20 protein-coding genes are annotated in these 18,972 nt (G+C 39.3%); 4 read left to right on the top strand and 16 right to left on the bottom strand.

The window, feature by feature from the left end:
- Positions 1-15: 15 nt before the first annotated feature.
- Positions 16-1,524, top strand: a complete 1,509-nt coding sequence (locus ACNR9Q_RS03830) for a hypothetical protein (protein ID WP_419213284.1) — start codon at positions 16-18, stop codon at positions 1,522-1,524.
- 6 nt (positions 1,525-1,530) lie between these two features.
- Here the strand turns inward: ACNR9Q_RS03830 and ACNR9Q_RS03825 are convergent, their stop codons facing one another.
- Positions 1,531-2,277 carry a lysophospholipid acyltransferase family protein gene (locus tag ACNR9Q_RS03825; RefSeq protein ID WP_419213283.1) on the bottom strand — a complete coding sequence of 249 codons (747 nt, stop codon included), beginning with the start codon at positions 2,275-2,277 and terminating at the stop codon, positions 1,531-1,533.
- Positions 2,278-2,348: 71 nt separating this feature from the next.
- Here ACNR9Q_RS03825 and trpS point away from each other — a divergent pair, with 71 nt between their 5' ends.
- Complete coding sequence (gene trpS / locus ACNR9Q_RS03820; RefSeq protein ID WP_419213282.1) at positions 2,349-3,317, top strand: tryptophan--tRNA ligase; 969 nt, start codon at positions 2,349-2,351, stop codon at positions 3,315-3,317.
- Between the two features lie 135 nt (positions 3,318-3,452).
- On the opposite strand, the gene dprA is transcribed toward trpS, so the two are convergent.
- Positions 3,453-4,571: a DNA-processing protein DprA gene (gene dprA / locus ACNR9Q_RS03815; protein WP_419213281.1), complete on the bottom strand. Its 1,119-nt coding sequence runs from the start codon at positions 4,569-4,571 to the stop codon at positions 3,453-3,455.
- A gap of 92 nt (positions 4,572-4,663) precedes the next feature.
- On the opposite strand from dprA, the gene ACNR9Q_RS03810 reads away from it, so the two are divergent.
- Positions 4,664-5,626 (top strand): SPOR domain-containing protein, encoded by a 963-nt coding sequence (locus tag ACNR9Q_RS03810; RefSeq protein WP_419213280.1) that lies wholly within the window; start codon positions 4,664-4,666, stop codon positions 5,624-5,626.
- A 59-nt stretch (positions 5,627-5,685) separates the two neighbouring features.
- Positions 5,686-6,201: an acyl-CoA thioesterase gene (locus ACNR9Q_RS03805; protein WP_419213279.1), complete on the top strand. Its 516-nt coding sequence runs from the start codon at positions 5,686-5,688 to the stop codon at positions 6,199-6,201.
- Here ACNR9Q_RS03805 and ACNR9Q_RS03800 read toward each other — a convergent pair.
- From ACNR9Q_RS03800 to ACNR9Q_RS03735, 14 genes are all read right to left on the bottom strand, one after another.
- Positions 6,198-7,043 (bottom strand): aldo/keto reductase, encoded by an 846-nt coding sequence (locus ACNR9Q_RS03800; RefSeq protein WP_419213278.1) that lies wholly within the window; start codon positions 7,041-7,043, stop codon positions 6,198-6,200. The genes ACNR9Q_RS03805 and ACNR9Q_RS03800 overlap by 4 nt on opposite strands.
- 12 nt (positions 7,044-7,055) lie before the next feature.
- Entirely contained in the window at positions 7,056-8,285 is a 1,230-nt protein-coding gene (locus ACNR9Q_RS03795; protein WP_419213277.1) for a murein hydrolase activator EnvC family protein, read from the bottom strand.
- A gap of 6 nt (positions 8,286-8,291) precedes the next feature.
- Complete coding sequence (locus tag ACNR9Q_RS03790) at positions 8,292-9,077, bottom strand: DUF4292 domain-containing protein (protein ID WP_419213276.1); 786 nt, start codon at positions 9,075-9,077, stop codon at positions 8,292-8,294.
- Positions 9,078-10,019 (bottom strand): tetratricopeptide repeat protein, encoded by a 942-nt coding sequence (locus ACNR9Q_RS03785; protein ID WP_419213275.1) that lies wholly within the window; start codon positions 10,017-10,019, stop codon positions 9,078-9,080.
- A gap of 27 nt (positions 10,020-10,046) precedes the next feature.
- The gene (gene dut, locus ACNR9Q_RS03780; protein WP_419213274.1) at positions 10,047-10,481 is read right to left on the bottom strand and encodes a dUTP diphosphatase; all 435 of its coding nucleotides are present in this window, start codon (positions 10,479-10,481) and stop codon (positions 10,047-10,049) included.
- Positions 10,478-11,938, bottom strand: a complete 1,461-nt coding sequence (locus tag ACNR9Q_RS03775) for a lipopolysaccharide biosynthesis protein (RefSeq protein ID WP_419213273.1) — start codon at positions 11,936-11,938, stop codon at positions 10,478-10,480. Before ACNR9Q_RS03775 ends, dut begins: the two co-directional genes overlap by 4 nt.
- A 65-nt stretch (positions 11,939-12,003) precedes the next feature.
- The gene (locus tag ACNR9Q_RS03770; RefSeq protein ID WP_419213272.1) at positions 12,004-12,561 is read right to left on the bottom strand and encodes a hypothetical protein; all 558 of its coding nucleotides are present in this window, start codon (positions 12,559-12,561) and stop codon (positions 12,004-12,006) included.
- Positions 12,554-13,087, bottom strand: coding sequence for an RNA polymerase sigma factor (locus tag ACNR9Q_RS03765; RefSeq protein ID WP_419213271.1), 534 nt, complete (start codon positions 13,085-13,087; stop codon positions 12,554-12,556). Before ACNR9Q_RS03765 ends, ACNR9Q_RS03770 begins: the two co-directional genes overlap by 8 nt.
- Complete coding sequence (locus tag ACNR9Q_RS03760; RefSeq protein WP_419213270.1) at positions 13,048-13,890, bottom strand: alpha/beta fold hydrolase; 843 nt, start codon at positions 13,888-13,890, stop codon at positions 13,048-13,050. The genes ACNR9Q_RS03765 and ACNR9Q_RS03760 overlap by 40 nt, the downstream gene beginning before the upstream one ends.
- 72 nt (positions 13,891-13,962) lie before the next feature.
- Positions 13,963-15,183, bottom strand: coding sequence for a TCR/Tet family MFS transporter (locus tag ACNR9Q_RS03755; protein ID WP_419213269.1), 1,221 nt, complete (start codon positions 15,181-15,183; stop codon positions 13,963-13,965).
- Positions 15,184-15,314: 131 nt separating this feature from the next.
- A complete protein-coding gene (atpG, locus tag ACNR9Q_RS03750) occupies positions 15,315-16,175 on the bottom strand; it encodes an ATP synthase F1 subunit gamma (RefSeq protein ID WP_419213268.1) in 861 nt (286 codons plus the stop codon).
- 91 nt (positions 16,176-16,266) lie between these two features.
- Positions 16,267-17,844 carry a F0F1 ATP synthase subunit alpha gene (gene atpA, locus ACNR9Q_RS03745; RefSeq protein ID WP_419213267.1) on the bottom strand — a complete coding sequence of 526 codons (1,578 nt, stop codon included), beginning with the start codon at positions 17,842-17,844 and terminating at the stop codon, positions 16,267-16,269.
- Positions 17,845-17,906: 62 nt separating this feature from the next.
- Complete coding sequence (gene atpH / locus ACNR9Q_RS03740; RefSeq protein ID WP_419213266.1) at positions 17,907-18,446, bottom strand: ATP synthase F1 subunit delta; 540 nt, start codon at positions 18,444-18,446, stop codon at positions 17,907-17,909.
- A gap of 6 nt (positions 18,447-18,452) precedes the next feature.
- A complete protein-coding gene (locus tag ACNR9Q_RS03735) occupies positions 18,453-18,953 on the bottom strand; it encodes a F0F1 ATP synthase subunit B (protein WP_419213265.1) in 501 nt (166 codons plus the stop codon).
- Positions 18,954-18,972: the final 19 nt, after the last annotated feature.

The following is an 18,972-nucleotide window of genomic DNA, read 5'->3' as shown; positions in this document are numbered from 1 at the left end:
CTGAAATCTTAAACGATGCAGAAAAAGAAACTAGACGAACTTTTCCAGGAGAAATTCCTGGACTTCAAGCAATCGCCCGACGATAAGGTATGGCGGGCAATTGATGCGTCTCTGAACAAGAAGAAGAACAAACGTATCATTCCTATCTGGTGGCGATTGGGGGGTATCGCCGCAGCACTGGCCATTGCCTTTTTACTTTTCAATCCGTTCTCGAACCAACAGACCACCAAAGAAATTCTTGTCGAAACCCAAAACGATGTCAAGAACATAACAGATGCCCAACAAGAATCTACAACCGAGAATTCCTTTGACAGTACCGATAATAACGGCACCGACCAATTAGTCGAAAAGTCATCAGACAAAACCGATATCACTGAGAATGACAATTCTGTGTCATCAAAAAACGATAAAAAGTTAGCCACGCCAAGCCCCAAAGAAAATACCATTTTAAAAGTAACAAGGTCAATAAAAGAAAGTGAGGTAATCGTGCTGAACTCCGATGAAAGGGAATCGGGTACTGTCGCCAAAAACGATAAGACCTTGGCAGGAACTACGCTGGCCCCTGCCACTGGTTCAAAAACAGATGGTGAAAATAAAAATACGATCACCAATTCAATACCGACAAATGAACATGCGAATAATAATAGGGTTGATTTCAAAAGTTCAAATGATAGTTCTGCCGTAGCCAGCACCGAGCATAAAGATCAAGAGCTATTGGAAGAAAATAAAAAATCGATTTTTGATGAATTAGTAGACCAAGAGGAAGATTTAGCGCAAAATGAAACCAAGAATAGGTGGTCGGCAGGACCTAGTATAGCTCCTGTTTATTTCAATGGAATGGGTAAGGGTTCTCCGGTCAATTCCATTTTTGTGCCCAATTCAAAATCGGGAACTATAAATATGAGCTATGGGGTATCTGTCGCTTATGCCGTTTCTAAAAAAGTGACCATCCGGTCGGGGATACATAAAGTGGACTATGGCTACGATACGGAAGATGTTTCATTTTCATCCTCCTTGAATTCAATCTCCAGTAATGGGCAATTAGCATCAATTGATTACGCCCCAACCTCAAATACGCTCGTTATTTCTAGTGAAAAGGTAGCCTCAGATAAGTATAGTACGGTTAATTCATCTGCAGATGTAACCGCAAAAAGTGCAGCCAGAGAAGGATTTATGTCACAACAATTAGGTTATCTTGAACTTCCGGTTGAAGTTAATTATGCGTTGGTCGACAATAAATTCGGTATAAACCTCATCGGCGGAGTCAGCTCTCTATTTTTAATAAATAATGCCGTTTCCTTGACCGCAGGCGAACTTACTACAGAAATTGGGGAGGCAAACAATATAAACGAGCTAAATTTTAGTGCGAACATGGGACTTGGGCTGAACTATAAATTTTCTAGAAAAATACGTTTCAACGTAGAGCCCATTTTTAAGTACCAACTCAATACCTTCTCTGATATTAATGGAACCTTTAGACCCTATTCCATTGGAATATATAGTGGCTTGAATTTTAAATTCTAACCGATTCTATTTTTGAAAACCTTGTTTTAAATCTTGGAGAATCAGATTACGAACATTTTGCCGTAAACCTGATTTTTGATATTCGTCAAGATTTTTAGTGTGAATGAATGAATGAACTTTCGCCCTGCATTTACCAGGCCCTCCTCTAAAAAATATAAACGGAAAACGTTTCTTGTTATCATAAAACGTCATCGGAACCACAGGAATCTTGTGGGCAATGGCCATTTTAAAGGCCCCATCCTTAAAATTATCCAATATAACATGTTCTTCCGGCACTCCTCCTTCAGGGAAAATACAAATACTCGTACCTTGCTGCAGCCGTCTTTGTGCCCGTCTATACACTCCTGTCCTGCTTTGCGCATCTTTACGGTCTACCATAATACAAACACGTTTATAGAAAAATCCGAAAAGAGGTATGTTCACCAACTCCTTCTTACCCACAAAAACAAACGGATTTTTACTTATAACAAGCATTAACATAATATCTAACATACTGGTATGGTTGGCCACTAACATATAACTTTCCCCTTTCTTTATTTTTTCCTCGTAGATAATCCTAGGCCAACAAAACATGCCGAACAGTATAAATTTGGCCCAAAGATTTCTTGCCATCCAAAAAAACTGTGGATACCACGCCTCCCTAGAGGCAAAAAGAACCAAAAGTGGGAAGAAAACCAGCATTGGTACGACCACCAAAACATAAAACCAGATACGGTATAGTGCTTGACCTGTTTTTTTGATCATTTTTAGCATAAATCAAAAGTAGTTATTTAGGCCCGTTTTTTTTGATTTGTTTTACCTTTACCAACTTAGAAATAATTCAAATGTCAAGAATCTTAACAGGAATACAAAGTACAGGAACTCCACATTTGGGAAATATTTTAGGAGCTATAATCCCGGCCATTCAAATGGCGCAAGATCCAAAAAATGAATCTTTTCTGTTCATTGCAGACATGCACTCCCTCACCCAGATAAAAAATGGTGCCGAATTACGCCAAAATACATACGCCATTGCTGCCACTTGGCTTGCCTTTGGCCTTGATATTGAAAAAACCGTTTTTTACCGTCAAAGCGATGTACCCCAAACTACGGAACTTTCTTGGTATTTAAGCTGCTTTTTTCCGTATCAACGATTAACGTTGGCCCATTCGTTTAAGGACAAGGCAGACCGTTTGGATGATGTTAATGCCGGACTATTTACCTACCCCATGTTGATGGCAGCCGACATATTATTGTACGATGCCAATATCGTCCCCGTCGGAAAGGATCAATTGCAGCATATTGAAATGACCCGAGATGTCGCCTCACGTTTTCATGCTCAATTAGGCGAAACTTTTGTTATACCCGAAGGTAAAGTTCAAGAACATACCATGTACATACCCGGTACCGATGGTGAAAAAATGAGCAAGAGCAGAGGTAATTTAATCAGTTTGTTCCAAACCGATAAACAGTTACGAAAGCAAATTATGGGGATTCAAACGGATAGTACCCCCATGGAAAACCCTAAAGACCCCGCAACCGATAATGTTTTCGCGCTTTATAAAATTTTGGCTACACAGCCTCAAATAGAGGAAATGAGTGCCAATTACTTAGCTGGTAATTATGGCTATGGTCATGCAAAACAAGCCCTTTATGAAGTTATACTCAATAAATTTGAAGAGCCTCGTAAGAAATTTAATTACTATATGAACCATCTTGAGGAAGTGGATGAAGCCTTGTCTTTAGGAGCAGAAAAAGCCAAAAAAGTGGCAGATGGTGTATTAGAACGAGTTAGAGAAAAGTTGGGGTATTAATTTTAGAACATTGCTATCATATAAACAACGAACTCATAAGCCTTCGTTTTGAAGTTTACTTTTATCGCCTTGAAGAAAAATGTCTTAACATCTTCTCTAAAATTATCAACAACAAACCATTCAGTCTGTAAAGACCTAAATCGCCTCGAACAATTTTCCAGGTAAGGGTCGGACAACGCCTTTCATTTCCATATTCAACAAAGTGGATGATGCCCTAAATATTGGAATTTTACAATCTAACGCAATACTATCCAACAATTGCTTTCCATTGTTTTGTAAATAGGTGTAAATATCTTGTTCTATTTCATCCAAATCGACGAACAATTGCTTCTGTATGGCCTTACTTTGCTTCTCTTCCAATTCCCAGTCCAACAAATAAATTAAATCGGCAGCTGAGGTCAATATATGCGCTTTTTGTTGCTTGATCAGATTATTACAGCCTATACTGTATTTGTCCGTTGTTCTTCCGGGAACCGCAAAAACGTCTCGATTATAACTGTTCGCAATATCTGCAGTCACCAAACTTCCACCCTTTTCAGCCGATTCTACAACTATGGTGGCTTCACACATACCGGCAATGATTCGGTTACGTTTTAGGAAATTTTCCCGTTCCGGATTACTCGTACTCCAGAATTCTGTATAAAAGCCGCCATTTTTAAGCACATCTGCCTGATATTTGGCATGTACCTTAGGGTAGATTTGATTAAGCCCGTGGGCAAGGCACCCAATCGTTTGCAGCCCTTGTTTAATCGCTTCGCGTTGAACACAGATGTCTACACCATAAGCGAATCCGCTCACAATAATGGGATTCAAGGGAGCTAAGTCGGCAATGAATTGTTCGCAAAAGGCCATGCCATAACTAGTAATATTACGGGTACCGACTACGCTAACAATCTTTTTCCGTTCTAAATCAATGTTTCCCTTCTGAAACAAAAGTAGGGGTCCGTCAATACAATGCTTTAAATAATCAGGATAGGATGCATCCTGAAAATAAGTACAGAAAATATTATTTTTCAGGATATAATCGAACTCAGCTTCAGCAGCTTCGAGATGTTCCGTATCAAAAAGATGCCTAATGGTGTGTGTACCTATTCCATCAATTTTTAGCAGGTTTCGTTGTTTGTCCCCAAAAACTGCGGATGGAGTACCACAATGGGAAATTAATTTCTTGGCAAGTACATCTCCAATATTAGGCACATGTTGCAATCGCAGCATTGCAATAAGTTCATCGGCAGTATGTTGTGTGGCATTCATAAATTGTCCACAAATTAGGTGAAAAATTATGTTAATAAAAAGTTACCCAAGGAGTTTTTAAGCCCCTTTATTTTTTTAATATTTGCGCAACTATGGTTTTAGAGCATTATATAAGCGACTTGTTATATCGGTACAATTGTGTCGTTGTTCCAGGCTTTGGGGCATTTCTTACCCAAAAGACAACCGCACGTATCAACCAAGATACGAATACGTTTTTCGCCCCTAGCAAATCGGTAGCTTTTAATGGACAACTCATTTCCAATGACGGCCTCCTCGTATCCTATGTATCGGAATCGGAGAAAATTTCATTTGAAGACGCACTTTCTAATATAGAGGAACGCGTTAAATGGTGGAAGTACATTTTAAAAGAGGAATCTTCTTTAACCTTGAAGAACATAGGATTGCTTACTACTAATGCAGAAGGCAAAATTTTATTTCAACCGGCTTCCGAACCCAACTACTTGACCTCTTCCTTTGGGTTATCAAATTTCAATTCGATTCCTGTTACCCGTGAAGTACTCAAGGAAGAAGTGGAAGCAATGGAAGAAAAAATACCGTTCGTTATTAGTCCAGAACGTAGAGAAAACAATGGCTTTAGGCCTTACTTAAAATATGCGGCCATTTTATTGTTGGCATTTTCGACCGGTGTAACGGGCTATCGAATCTACCAACAACAACGTTCCAATGAGCAAGTTGTCCGACAAGATGCCCAGGAATATGTCACCAAACAAATTCAAAAAGCTACTTTCTTTGACATTGCTCCATTAGAACTACCTACTGTTACAGTAGCGGCCAAAACTAATGTAGTTCCAGCAAACGAAAAAGGAGAAATGCATCATATCGTTGCCGGTGCCTTTCGAATTAAAGCGAATGCCGACAGAAAAATTGAAGAACTTCAAGAAAAGGGCTTTGATGCCGCTTATTTTGGAACGAATGCCTACGGACTGCACGTAGTCACCTATGCCAGTTATGCCAATGCTACAGATGCTCTAAGAGCATTACGGGTAATAAAGCGCACCCAGTCTAAAGATGCGTGGTTACTTTCCAAAAAATAAACCATAGCTCATTTTATAACTACCACTGATGCCCGTATCTTTGCGGAAAATTTCATTTGATGCAAGCTAAAACACCAGCACAGTCTAGAACTACAATGACCGATATGGTTCTTCCTAGTGAGACCAACGCCCTTCAAAATCTATTCGGGGGTGAACTTTTAGCCCGAATGGACCGTGCCGCCAGTATCGCCGCCGGAAGGCATAGCCGAAGAATCACAGTGACGGCATCTGTAAACCACGTGGCGTTTAATTTAGCCGTTCCGTTAGGTAGTGTTGTCACCGTTGAGGCAGCCGTTTCCAGAGCCTATAACACTTCAATGGAGGTCTATATCGATGTGTGGATCGAAGATCGTTATAACGGTAAGCGCACCAAGGCCAATGAAGCTATTTATACGTTCGTGGCCGTGGATGAAACTGGGAAACCTACTGAAGTACCCGAACTGTTACCCGAAACCGATTTGGAAAAAATACGCTATGAGGGTGCACTTCGCAGAAAACAATTAAGCTTGGTCTTGGCCGGAAAGATGAAACCAGATGAGGCTACCGAACTAAAGGCCCTTTTTACCAAAAACTAAAAATTGAAATTATCGGGGTCGGGACCAGTACGTTGACCGTTTTCCAAACCATCTAAAAAGGCGATATCCTCTTTTGATAATTCAAAATCGAAAATATCGGCATTGGATTTGATTCGTTTTGCATGTACCGATTTAGGGATGGCCACAACCCCTTTTTGTAAATTCCATCGTAGAATAATCTGCGCCACAGATTTTTTGTGCTTTTTCGCCAAGTCATTACAGAGATCCAGCTCAAGGACTTTCCCCTGCATAAACGGAGACCAAGACTCATACTGAATGGTATTTTCTTTACAAAAATCCAATAAATCTTGTTGAACCAAATGGGGATGGAACTCCATTTGATTGACCATGGGGACTACTTCACAATCTTTGAGAATTTCCTCTAAGTGATGTTTTAAAAAATTACTTACTCCTATCGCCCTAATTTTCTTTTCGGAATACAAATGTTCCAAAGCCTTCCACGTTTCCGCATACTTTTCAGGTACAGGCCAGTGAACCAAATACAGATCCAAATAGTCCAACCCCAATCGGTTTAAACTTTCGTCAAAAGCTTTTAGCGTAGCTTCATAACCTTGATCGGCATTCCAAACTTTACTCGTTATAAAAATTTCCTCTCGGGAAACATTACTTTCCTTGATTCCCTTTCCTACGCCTTCCTCATTCTTATAGGCGGATGCCGTATCGATATGGCGATAACCAATTTCCAAAGCACTTTTCACAGCATCAACTACTTGTTGGTCATTATCGGATTGATACGTACCCAGTCCCAAATAAGGCATTGCCACACCATTGTGCAGGTTAAAGGTTCCTTTTAAGTCTGTAATCGTTCTGTTGGTACTCATGTAGGAATATTTTTAAAGTCGGTAAACCCATTCTTCTGGATTCAGTCTTGATGTATTCTGATATAAATAAAATTTTAATCGGGTTTGACCATTGGTTTTATTCGTATAAATCGTACCCAACACATCCTTACTTGCTACCCTATCACCTTTTTTAACCGACAAATCGGATAAATTGTAATATGTACTAATGAAATTACCGTGCTTGATCTGGACTCCTTTATTTCCACCTGGAACGGCCAAAATCGCAATAACCTCTCCTTCAAAAATAGCCCTTGCCTTAGCACCTGGATCGGTCGCAATGATCACCCCATTACTTTGGTGCTTAATACCGGGATAAACAGGGTCACTATATATGCCAAACCCTTGGCTTTTAATTCCTTTTTCAACGGGCCAGATCAATTTTCCTTTATTTGCGGAAAAATTGTTCGCCACAATTGTTGCTTCTGGGGTAAGTACGAACTTACTACTGCTTTTGGTGGTGCTACCACTCTTTTTATTGGAAGCGGCAATGGCGTTTCGGATCAGCTTTTCTATTTGCTCATCTATTTTACGGGCTTCTCGTTTTTTGGCTTCTATGGCACTTGCATATTTACTTTCATTCTTACGAATAGTACCTAAAAGTGCTTTTTGGGTTTGAATCTCCGAGAACAATTGGTCTTTTGCCTTTTTATTCTGGGCCAACAATACTTCTTTTACTTTTCGTTCTTCATTTAAGTCAGAGTTTAATCGTTTGAGCTCGTCCGTTTTAGCCAAAATCTGCGCTCCCTGCTCTTTTCTATAGTCAGTATACTGCTTCATGTACTGCAGTCTTTTAAAGGCCTGAAAGAAGCTCTCAGATGACAACAAGAACATCAATCTATTCTGTTTGGACTTGTTCTGATACGATTTTCTAATCATCGTAGCATATTCGTCTTTGACCTCCTCAAGTTCTGATCTCAGTTTACCAATATTCCTGATGTTCGTGTTGATTTGTCTATTTAATAAATTGGATTGTTGGTTGGTAACACGGATCAATTGTTGGCGTACGGTAATTTTTTTGTCTAACCCTTCCATCTGATCCAACACATTACCCTTTTCCTTTTTTTCTGCAAAGAGCAAACGGTTAATGTCCCTTATCTCCGTTTGAAGTCGCTCCCGTTTTTCTTCCAATGCTTTTTGTTCGCTCGTCTGGGCGAACGCGACCATAGCATGACCTCCTAAACATAGTACCGTAAAAAAAATGTATCTTAAGTTGGAGCGCATGTGTATTTAAAGTTCTATTTGTTTAAAACCATTTGGTATTTTATATGGAAAATTAACTGGGCGGTTAAATTCTATATTTCTGAATTCCAGTCCTATATCGTTCTCCTTATCCTTAGAAATTGCCTTGATTTTTATTTCATTCGGAAAAACTTCTTCCCCTATTGTTTGATAATTTTCATAGGATATTTCTAAAAGTCGTTTCTCCAAGGGTTGAGATAGTTGTTGTAAATCCATTTTAAAATTCTTGGGTTCGATTCGAAATAGGGTTTTATACAGTACTCCCTGTAATTTAGGCACCAGTCTATAGGAACCCTCGGCAATATCAATGGTATACTTTTCTTGTCTTAAGTCAACTATGGCCTGCCCCGTCAACAAATTTTGCAAAATAGAAAAATCAACTTCCGTTCCTAACATATCACTTAAATACCTAAAATCACCATCAAAATACTCGTTCTCTAATTTGTTATAAAAAGAAACCCGTTGTGGTGTGATATAGGCCTTTACCATACCTAAGGGGGCGCTCATCCAAATAGCTTTATCCTTTTCCATCCGAAGACTGACCGATACGCTCTGGGAATCTTCTCCATCAGAATACGCGATTCGAACCTTACCGCTCAAGGTCTTGAATTCCGTTTCGTTTTGATAATGAGCCTTTATAACTGACTTCGCAGATAAGCGTTCATCAACGGATCCCCCAGAAACAACCTTGGTACTTTTACAGGAAGAGATTAACACTACTGAAAAAATCAACAACAATTGCCTTACCCTACTCCTATTCACAAATTTTATCATTTAAAAACCAGGTTTAATTTTACTGCGATACCTATTTGCCTTTTCTGTATTATTAAGCGTCGTATAGGCATCTACCAATTCTTTATAAATCTTATTTTCTAACGCTACATCCTCAATTAAAAAGTCCAAAGCCGCTTCTAACATTTCAATGGCATCTTTTGGCTTTTGAAGTTTATTTAAGGCATACCCATTCGCATAATAAAAGAAGGGTTGGGTCGGGAACCGTTCCATCGCCTCTTCTGTAAGCCGCTCCAATGAGGAATCAAAAGAATTTTTCTTCAATACTTCTTGAATTTTAGTTCTGAACTGTTCCAATCCACTTACTTCTTCCCTATTTTCCCTTTTAACAGGTAAACTAATCGATTGCGTATTTATTTCCCCCTTGGCGATAGAATCTAAAATTCGATTTTCAAGCTTCGTCAATGCAGCCGACTTTTTTACACCTTTAATAATTTTTTTGGCGGTTTGGTAATTGCCCTTCTTAAAGTAAATTTCGGCCATATTTCCACGCAGCATCACATTGTTCCAAGGTAAATTCCCCGTTACTTCGTCAATTGCCACCTTTCTGGCTTCGACCACATCGGTTAAGGTTTCGGCATACCAGTAATTCTCTGGATTTGCGTTGATGGCTTCAACAGCATATTCTTGAGCCAATATTACTTTCTTCTCCAAAAGATGGGATTTTGCCAACTCAAACGTCACAACGTCGTTCTCTGGCTGTAACCGTTTGCATTCCATAAAATAGGTGATGGCCCGGTCATAATTTTGAATTCCCTTTTGCTTTAGTCCTTCAAAAAAATTTTCTTGAAAGGCATCTGAATATTCCTCCAGAAATACTTCGGCGCTTTGTTCTACATCAATTTCCTGTTCTCCTTGGGCATAGTTTATTTCCGGGGAAAAACATCCGCCGAATACTACTATCAAAAAGAACAACTTCTTCATGAAGATTACAATTAAACTTGAATTGTTTTATTTAACACCAGTACTTCCAAATCCGCCTTCTCCCCTTGAAGTCTCAGATAATTCCGTTACCGATTCCCACGAGGCACGTTCGTGTTTCGCTATCACCATTTGAGCTATACGCTCCCCATTTTCAATCGTATACGCTTCGTTGGATAGATTTACCAATATTACCCCAACCTCTCCCCTATAATCTGCATCAATCGTGCCAGGAGCATTGAGTACCGTTATCCCTTTTTTAGCAGCAAGACCACTTCTTGGGCGCACTTGAGCCTCTACACCAACTGGAAGTTCTATAAAAAGTCCTGTTTTTATAATTGCCCGTTCTAAAGGTTGAAGCGTTACGGGTTCAGACAGATCGGCCCTTAAATCCATACCTGCGGAAGAACTGGTTTCATAATGCGGCAAATCATGGCCCGACCTATTGATTATTTTTATGTTCATCTATTTAAATACAATTTTTTAAGATTATCATATTCCAGTTTATATACTAAGCCTAAGAATATTAACAATAGCGGTATGCCAATAAAAAGATTTCTATCAAAAATGTAAAATGATAGGGTAGAAAACAAGATGGACACTCCTAAATAAAAGATAATTTTTCTAAAATTATAGGGAACCGGATAATACAAACGTCCAAAATAAAACGAAAGCACCATCATGGTACCATAGGCCAACACGGTGGCGACCGCCGAAGCCATATATCCAAAATAAGGGATAAATGTAAAATTGATCACAATGGTGAGCACGGCACCGATCATAGAAATATAAGCCCCATAAATGGTCTTGTCTGTCACTTTATACCAAACCGAAAGATTGTGATAAATACCCAGAAAGAAACTTGCCAATACAATTAAGGGAACAATCGACATCGCCTCCCAATAGGAATCATCCAATACGATGAACTTTTTAAGAACATCGGCAAATACAACTACGGACAGTAAGATGATACTCCCCAACACCACAAAATAATTAGTGATTTGAGCATAGGCCCTTTGTGGATTCTTGGTGTCTGAATGACTAAAGAAAAAAGGTTCTATTCCCATCCGAAAAGCTGTAGCGAAAAGGGTCATAAACAGGGCCAGCTTATAACAGGCCGAATACTTCCCCATCTCGCTCTTGGCAATATCAGCGGGTAATAGTTCAGAAAGTAGGTAGCGGTCAAACACTTCATTTATCGTAAAAGCTATGCCCGCAACCATAACGGGCATGGCATAGGTCAGCATTCGTTTCCATAATACCCTATCAAATACATAAGGTCTACGTAAATAAATGCGAAGCATGAGCAGTAAGGTAATACCACTAGCAATAAGATTTGAAATAAGAATGTAGGGCACTTCATAATTTGGCCTGTATAGTGAACTTAAAAATCCTTCAGTTCCATTTTGAGCCAACTTAGGCAATATCAACAAACAAAAAACGTTCAAGCCCAACATGAGTGATACGTTCAAAATCTTGACGATGGCGTAGCGCATCGGTTTTTCATTGGCCCGTAACCACGCGAACGGAATAATGACTAAAGCATCCAATGCCAAAATACCGTAGACGTAGTTCATATACTGCAACTCTATATTAAGGCCTTCTGCAAGTTGTGTTTTGAAAATAAGTCCCAAACACACGAAGAGAAACGTTGAGCCTGCAATAGAAAGCAGTGAAGTGCTTACGACCTTTTTACGATTATCAGCTTCCTTATAGAATCTAAAAAAAGCGGTTTCCATACCATAGGCCATAAATACATTAAAAATTGCGAACCAAGAAAAAATCAACGTAACCTCCCCATAGGTTCCAGGACGCATCACGTCTGTGTATAATGGCACTAAAATGAATGAAATCATTCGTGGCAAGACGGTCGCCAAGCCATAAATAGCAGTTTGCTTAAAGAGTTTTTTTAGAGGATTCAAACACCTTAGATTGAAACCTTAAAAGTACCTATTAAAACCTTCTTTACAAAGTAAGTTTTCAAACTCTAGGATACCTGCAACTCCCGCAATTTTAAAAGTTCTTTTTTCACTTGTTTAAATATGAAAATGGAAAAAAATACCAATAGCGCAACGGAGGAAAACAGTATATACATATAGAACCCATACGAAAGATTTTTTTTAAAGAGTGGCATTAAAATCACAAACCCTATGGCATAAGCAATTAAAGCTATCGGCGTAATGTAATAATGAACCTTTTTTCTACTGGTATAATATTTTAAAAGTCCCTTTTTGAACTTGCCAGGATTTTCAAGATAGTTCAGTTTTTTCAAACGCCTAATACTTGAAATTTCCACCAAAATCCTACTCGCTAAACTAACGATCATAATAGTGATTCCCACCATAAAAGTGGTATTGTTAAATGCAGCGACATAGAACATGAAGGCTACCAATACCCCTATGGTAACCGATAGTACTATGTTCGTTGCTTTTTGCTTTCTCTCGATAGCTTTAATTCCGATTAAAAGCGCATTAAACGCCCTTTCTGAAGTTTTAACTTCGGGCTGATTCTTCCACTTATTCTGTAATTCTTCAAATTTATTCATGGTTTACACATTTTATCAATTGATTCTTAATTCGATGTATTCTGGTACGGAGCGCTTCATGCTTTAATTCCATTATGGATGCGATTTCCTGTTGTGACAACCCTTCCAACTCCAATAAAATAATAGCTTTGTTAGTTGCCGTCAACTTGTTAACACACGTATACAATTGCTTGAACATGTGCTCCTTATCTATATGTTCATCTGTATCTGTAGGTATTTGAACATCATTAACGTTTTCTATGTAATGTCGTTTCTTTTCTTTTTTTATAGCAGCCAGACAGGTATTTATGGTAATTCTATACACCCAAGTTGCTATAGCGCTTTCATTTCTAAAACTATCTAGATGCTGCCAAATTTTAAGGAACGTTTCCTGGGCCAAATCTTTGGCCAATGCCTCATTCCCTGTGGTATACCCTAAACAAAGTCGCATCACCTGTGGGTAATTATCCTCGTAAAGCTTTTTATAGATGACCTCTTTCAATCCGCTTAATTTTTTAAGGTGCTCTTTATGTTTTCCAGAAACCATTCCGGTTGGTCGTACATAATAAAATGACCCGATCCCTTAGCATATTTAATCTCGTATTCTTTCAGGTTTTCGTATTGGTTTTCAAAAGTCGCTTTAGCTATTTCATAACCATAGGGCTCAGTAGCGGCAAGAATGGTTACTGGAACGGTAATGTTCGTAACATCCCGTCTTAAATCGAGTTTTAGCAAATCTGTATAGCCGTAAACGTAGGTCTCTCTATCTGCATGTAGCATCCAATTTTTAATTTTGAGCTGCTTCTTCGTATCTGAAGTCATTCCGCTTGCCATTTGAGATGCCATAATTTCAAAATCTGCTTGGGTCATCGCCAAGAGTTGTTGATTGTATGGCGAGTCATAAACAATATCTTCACTCTTAAAATCAGGTATGATCAAGGCTCCCGTTGAAGGTAGCGCATCTACGACAATTAATTGCTTGTATCCATCGCTGTCAGAAGCCATCCAAAGTATCAAAGCTCCGCCTAAACTATGGCCTATAAGGGTTGGGGTTTCCAAACCCAAGTTTTGGATATAGTTCTTTACCCCCTGCTTTATCTTAGGCAACCACGGTCTTTCTATTGAAGTTACTTCACCGAAACCTGCGAAGGTAAAAACATGACATTGGTAATTTTTTGAAAGTTCTTTGACCGTATCTTCCCAAACTTCACCAGTACATGTAAACCCAGGGAAAAATAAAATGGGGTCTCCTTCACCGCTAACTTCAACATGGAAAGGAAATTCCTGCGCTCTTACAAATAAAGCCGCAACTAAACTCATTACGAATACTAGACTTTTGATTGTTTTCATCCTAAAGGTTTTTAAGTTATTTTCCTTTTAGATTCAACAATCAAAAAATGTTACATCGTATTCAACGAAATATTAATCTGGCTCCACATTCATACGACGTATCGCCGTAAAGGCAAGGCCGAATGCCATTAAAAGAAATAGGGCGGCCAAGGTATATGGTGCTCCTGGAAAGTAAATTTTACCTACTGGCCGAACAAAATAATAAAATACAGGGGAGAAAATCAGTTGTCCTAAAATGGCAGTTATACTTACTAAGCCTGTTATTGAACCTTGTAATATTCCCTGTTCGTTATCCGGTACTTGGTTGGAAATAACCCCTTGTACGGTGGGTCCGGCGATACCTCCTAAGGCATACGGAATCAAAAAGGCATATAACATCCAAGGTTCTGATGCCAAGGAAAACAAGAACATCCCAACGGTCCATAACAGAAACCCGAAAATAATCACTTTTCGTTTTCCGAACTTTTTGACCAACACTCCAACTAGGAAACCCTGTACAATAGCAACCAATAAACCGACCACCATCAACGAAACACCTATTTGTTTTGGGTTCCAATCATAACGCTCAATACCATAATACGACCAAGTGGAAGGCAAAGCCTGCCCCGCCAAATTGGCAAGGAAGAAGGCCGCAATAAGCAATAGAAGCCCCTTATAGTTCCTTAATGCAATTAAAGAAACGCCAGGTATCATTTTCTTAAAATCGATTTCCCTTCGTTTTTCCAATGCCAACGATTCAGGAACAAAGAACCATCCAAAAAGGAAATTAGCAAACGTTAGACCGGCCGCGATATAAAAGGGCAGTCGAATATCGATTTCTCCGAAAAATCCCCCAATACCAGGACCGATGATGAATCCTATACCAAAGGCAGCGCCTATAAGTCCAAAATTCTTCGCTTTATTCTCCTTTGTACTAACATCGGCAATATAGGCAGAGGCCACCGTAAAACTTGCTCCCGTAATCCCCGCTAAAAACCGTCCTAGAAACAACCATGTAATGGTGGGTGCCCATGCATGGATCATATAATCGATACTGAGCCCTAGAAGTGCCAAAAGTAAAATGGGGCGTCTTCCATATTTATCTGAAATTTCACCTAATACAGGCGAAAACAGAAACTGCATTCCAGCAAATGCCGTAGTAAGCCACATTCCGTAAATAACGGCAACATGGGTGCCTTCTCCCGTCAATTCCATAATTAAATCAGGAATAATTGGCAATATGATACCGATACCGATGACATCTACAAGAATGGTTATGAAAATGAAAAGTAGGGCTGTTTTATTTGATTTCATACGTGTGACAAAAGTCGGTTAAAATTTAGAATCCAACTTCTTTAAAATGAAGAACCCCGCATTAATGTGGGGTTCTTCATTCTTACTGTAAACGGAAATATTGTTTCGCTAAACTCAAAATAAGCATGAGCTTAGTTATTCAAGGCCTCGGCACCACCAACTATCTCTAATATCTCATTGGTAATAGCTGCTTGACGTGCCTTGTTATAGGTCAATTTCAACTGATCACGAAGTTCGGTCGCATTATCGGTCGCTTTGTGCATAGCTGTCATACGCGCACCGTGCTCACTCGCAAAAGAATCGCGAATGCCTTTATACAATTGAGTTTTTAAGGATTTAGGAATCAATTGCTTTATAATTTCCACTTTTGAAGGCTCGAAGGTGTAATCTGCCGCCGTATTTCCCTCTACTTCCATAGGAACAATTGGCAAAAACTGCTCAGTCATTACAATCTGAGTAGCCGCATTCTTGAACTTGTTATATACAATTTCAATACGATCATAGGCGCCTTCTGTGAAAAGTTCCATTAAACGTTCAGCGATTTCGGCAACGTTGTCGAAGTTTAAATCCTCATAAACCTTACTGTAATTTGCAATCACCTTATATCGCTTTCCTAAAAAGTCATTCGCCTTTTTACCAATGGCCACGAAGTCTACTTCCTTACCAGAATGTACATTCTCTGCAAGATTTACGGATTGCTTTAAAATATTGGTATTAAAAGCCCCACAAAGACCTCTATTTGACGTTATGGACACCACCAAAACTTTCTTTACGATTCGATTATCTGAATATTTACTTCCAGAATCACCTTCGATGCTTGCGCTTAAGTTCTGTAGTAATTCGGTCAGTTTATCCGCGTAAGGCCTCATTGCGGTAATGGCATCCTGTGCCTTCTTCAATTTAGCAGCAGATACCATTTTCATGGCACTGGTAATCTGCATCGTTGATGAAACCGATGATATTCTATTGCGTATTTCCTTTAAATTGGCCATTTATTCATTAGTATTTAGAATATAGTACAACGAATTAGCTTAAAAACGTATCGAACTAGATAGTTTGTACTCAATACCTATTACTTAGTACTTATTTATATTTAGCTGAAAGATCTTTACAAACCGCAGTCAAAGTATCTGTAACCTCATCTGTCAATTTACCGGCTTTTAAAGTATCCAACACATTTCTGTGCTTAGCGTTCAAGAACTCTAAATAATCCCTCTCAAATTCCTTAACCTTTTCAACAGGGACATCACGTAATAAGTTCTTTGAACCGGCATAGATAATCGCCACCTGATCTTCAACAGTATAAGGGTCGTTCTGTGCCTGTTTCAATATCTCAACGTTTCTACGACCTTTTTCGATAACATTCAAGGTAGCAGCATCTAGATCCGAACCAAACTTGGCAAAAGCCTCCAATTCACGGAACTGTGCTTGATCCAGTTTTAAAGTACCTGCTACTTTCTTCATCGATTTGATCTGAGCGTTACCCCCTACACGTGATACCGAAATACCCACGTTAATCGCTGGTCTTACCCCTTGGTTGAACAAATCTTGCTCCAAGAATATCTGACCATCGGTAATCGAAATTACGTTGGTTGGAATATAAGCTGAAACGTCACCTGCCTGTGTTTCAATAATTGGAAGTGCCGTTAAAGAACCTCCTCCTTTTACCATCGGTTTCAACACCTCTGGTAAATCGTTCATTTCTTTTGCGATATTATCATCATTGATCACTTTTGCCGCGCGTTCCAATAATCTGGAGTGAAGATAGAAAACGTCTCCTGGATATGCCTCACGCCCTGGTGGTCTTCTCAATAAAAGAGACACCTCACGATATGCTACCGCTTGTTTTGACAAATCATCGTAGATAATCAAAGCAGGACGACCCGTATCACGGAAATACTCCCCAATAGATGCTCCTGCGAAAGGTGCGTACACCTGCATTGGTGCAGGGTCAGATGCATTTGCGGCAACTATGGTCGTATAGGCCATTGCGCCTTTATCTTCCAATACCTGTGCGATACCTGCAACAGTGGATGCTTTCTGACCGATGGCTACATAGATACAGAAAACAGGCTCACCTGCATCGTAAAATTCTTTTTGGTTCAAAATGGTATCGATACAAACCGTAGTCTTACCGGTTTGGCGGTCACCAATAACAAGTTCCCTTTGTCCTCTACCCACAGGAATCATGGCATCAATTGCCTTGATACCCGATTGCATAGGCTCGGTAACCGGCTCCCTGAAAATAACACCTGGTGCTTTACGCTCCAATGGCATTTCATACGTTTTACCGGCAATAGGACCTTTACCGTCTATAGGATTTCCTAAAGTATCAACCACACGACCAACAATTCCTTCACCAACCTTTATAGATGCGATACGTTGTGTTCGTTTTACGGTAGCTCCTTCGCCAACCGTTTTTGAGTGTCCTAAAAGAACCACCCCAACGTTATCTTCCTCAAGGTTCAATACAATACCTTCAAGGCCACCTTCGAACTCGACCAATTCCCCATATTGGGCATTTGCCAATCCGTAGACCCTTGCGATACCATCACCTACCTGTAAAACGGTACCTACTTCATCCAAAGTAGCGGTAGCATCAAATCCTGATAATTGTTTTTTTAAAATTGCTGATACTTCAGCGGCTTTTACTCCTGCCATTTTTAATTAGATATAAGATATTAGGATTTTAGATGTAAGCATCCAGCCTCCAATATAGTTATTTATAGACTATTCGAAAATTCTCTTTTTATATTACTCAGCTTATTGGCAATGCTTGCATCATATTGCAAATCACCTACCCTAAGGATAAATCCACCGATGATGCTTTCATCGATTTTATTCTCGATGGTTACTTGGTTGCCTGTAAGAGAAGCTACTTGTTGTAATACTTTTTTCTCCATTGCGGCATCTAAAGGAATGGCCGTAGTCACAAAAGCTACATCTTTTCCTTTTAATTGCTCGTTAAGGATGATATACTTCAATGCTACTTCATTTAGCATTCCAATACGATTATTATCGACCAACATAGCAATTGAACCATCTGTAATTGCATGGCTACCTTTAAAAATTTCAGCCAATGCCTTCTTTTTTGAAGCACCTGAAACTACAGGGCTCGCCAGAACATCCTTTAATTCTTTGCTATCGGAAATTGTCGAGGCTATGGAACGCATGTCCTTCTCAACGGCATCCAAGGCTTTGTTTTCCTTGGCCATATCCAAAATGGCTTTTGCGTAACGTAATGCAGCTCTAGATTCGCTCATGCTTTCTTAGTTCAGTTTGATATCGCTCAACATACTATCTACCAATTTCAATTGCTTATCATTGCTAGACAATTCTTCTTTCAAAACTTTTTCTGCAATGGCGATCGATAATTGAGCCACTTGATTTTTAATATCGGCAACCGCTGCTTTCTTTTCACTTTCTATAGCGGCTTGTGCATTTTTAAGCATTTTATCTCCCTCAACTTTTGCCTGTTCCTTGGAATCGGCAATCATCTTGTCCTTAATCTCACGTGCTTCCTTCAACATGGCTTCACGCTCAGAACGTGCTTCCTGCAACATTTTTTCATTATCTGCCTGTAAATTCTGCATATCGGCACGTGCTCTTTCCGCAGCGGCCAAAGCTTCTTGAATTCCAGATTCTCTTTCGTTCAAAGAATTCAATATAGGTTTCCAAGCGAATTTCACCAAAAGAAAAATAAGTCCTAATAATAATATTGTCTGTACGACAAACAAGCCTGGTGAAAAATCGTTCAATAAAGTTTCCATATGTTTTACTGTTAAAATA

It is taken from the genome of Maribacter sp. X9 (assembly GCF_048537565.1).
Lineage (GTDB): Bacteria > Bacteroidota > Bacteroidia > Flavobacteriales > Flavobacteriaceae > Maribacter.
The sequence above is the reverse complement of the archived record's forward strand: the minus strand, read 5'-3'. Positions and strand labels throughout refer to the sequence as shown.

Coding starts and splice junctions, on each gene's coding strand:
- ACNR9Q_RS03830 (WP_419213284.1), top strand. CDS start 16: ATGCAGAAAAAGAAACTAGACGAACTTTTCCAGGAGAAATTCCTGGAC.
- ACNR9Q_RS03825 (WP_419213283.1), bottom strand. CDS start 2,277: ATGCTAAAAATGATCAAAAAAACAGGTCAAGCACTATACCGTATCTGG.
- trpS (WP_419213282.1), top strand. CDS start 2,349: ATGTCAAGAATCTTAACAGGAATACAAAGTACAGGAACTCCACATTTG.
- dprA (WP_419213281.1), bottom strand. CDS start 4,571: ATGAATGCCACACAACATACTGCCGATGAACTTATTGCAATGCTGCGA.
- ACNR9Q_RS03810 (WP_419213280.1), top strand. CDS start 4,664: ATGGTTTTAGAGCATTATATAAGCGACTTGTTATATCGGTACAATTGT.
- ACNR9Q_RS03805 (WP_419213279.1), top strand. CDS start 5,686: ATGCAAGCTAAAACACCAGCACAGTCTAGAACTACAATGACCGATATG.
- ACNR9Q_RS03800 (WP_419213278.1), bottom strand. CDS start 7,043: ATGAGTACCAACAGAACGATTACAGACTTAAAAGGAACCTTTAACCTG.
- ACNR9Q_RS03795 (WP_419213277.1), bottom strand. CDS start 8,285: ATGCGCTCCAACTTAAGATACATTTTTTTTACGGTACTATGTTTAGGA.
- ACNR9Q_RS03790 (WP_419213276.1), bottom strand. CDS start 9,077: ATGATAAAATTTGTGAATAGGAGTAGGGTAAGGCAATTGTTGTTGATT.
- ACNR9Q_RS03785 (WP_419213275.1), bottom strand. CDS start 10,019: ATGAAGAAGTTGTTCTTTTTGATAGTAGTATTCGGCGGATGTTTTTCC.
- dut (WP_419213274.1), bottom strand. CDS start 10,481: ATGAACATAAAAATAATCAATAGGTCGGGCCATGATTTGCCGCATTAT.
- ACNR9Q_RS03770 (WP_419213272.1), bottom strand. CDS start 12,561: ATGAATAAATTTGAAGAATTACAGAATAAGTGGAAGAATCAGCCCGAA.
- ACNR9Q_RS03765 (WP_419213271.1), bottom strand. CDS start 13,087: ATGGTTTCTGGAAAACATAAAGAGCACCTTAAAAAATTAAGCGGATTG.
- ACNR9Q_RS03760 (WP_419213270.1), bottom strand. CDS start 13,890: ATGAAAACAATCAAAAGTCTAGTATTCGTAATGAGTTTAGTTGCGGCT.
- ACNR9Q_RS03755 (WP_419213269.1), bottom strand. CDS start 15,183: ATGAAATCAAATAAAACAGCCCTACTTTTCATTTTCATAACCATTCTT.
- atpG (WP_419213268.1), bottom strand. CDS start 16,175: ATGGCCAATTTAAAGGAAATACGCAATAGAATATCATCGGTTTCATCA.
- atpA (WP_419213267.1), bottom strand. CDS start 17,844: ATGGCAGGAGTAAAAGCCGCTGAAGTATCAGCAATTTTAAAAAAACAA.
- atpH (WP_419213266.1), bottom strand. CDS start 18,446: ATGAGCGAATCTAGAGCTGCATTACGTTACGCAAAAGCCATTTTGGAT.
- ACNR9Q_RS03735 (WP_419213265.1), bottom strand. CDS start 18,953: ATGGAAACTTTATTGAACGATTTTTCACCAGGCTTGTTTGTCGTACAG.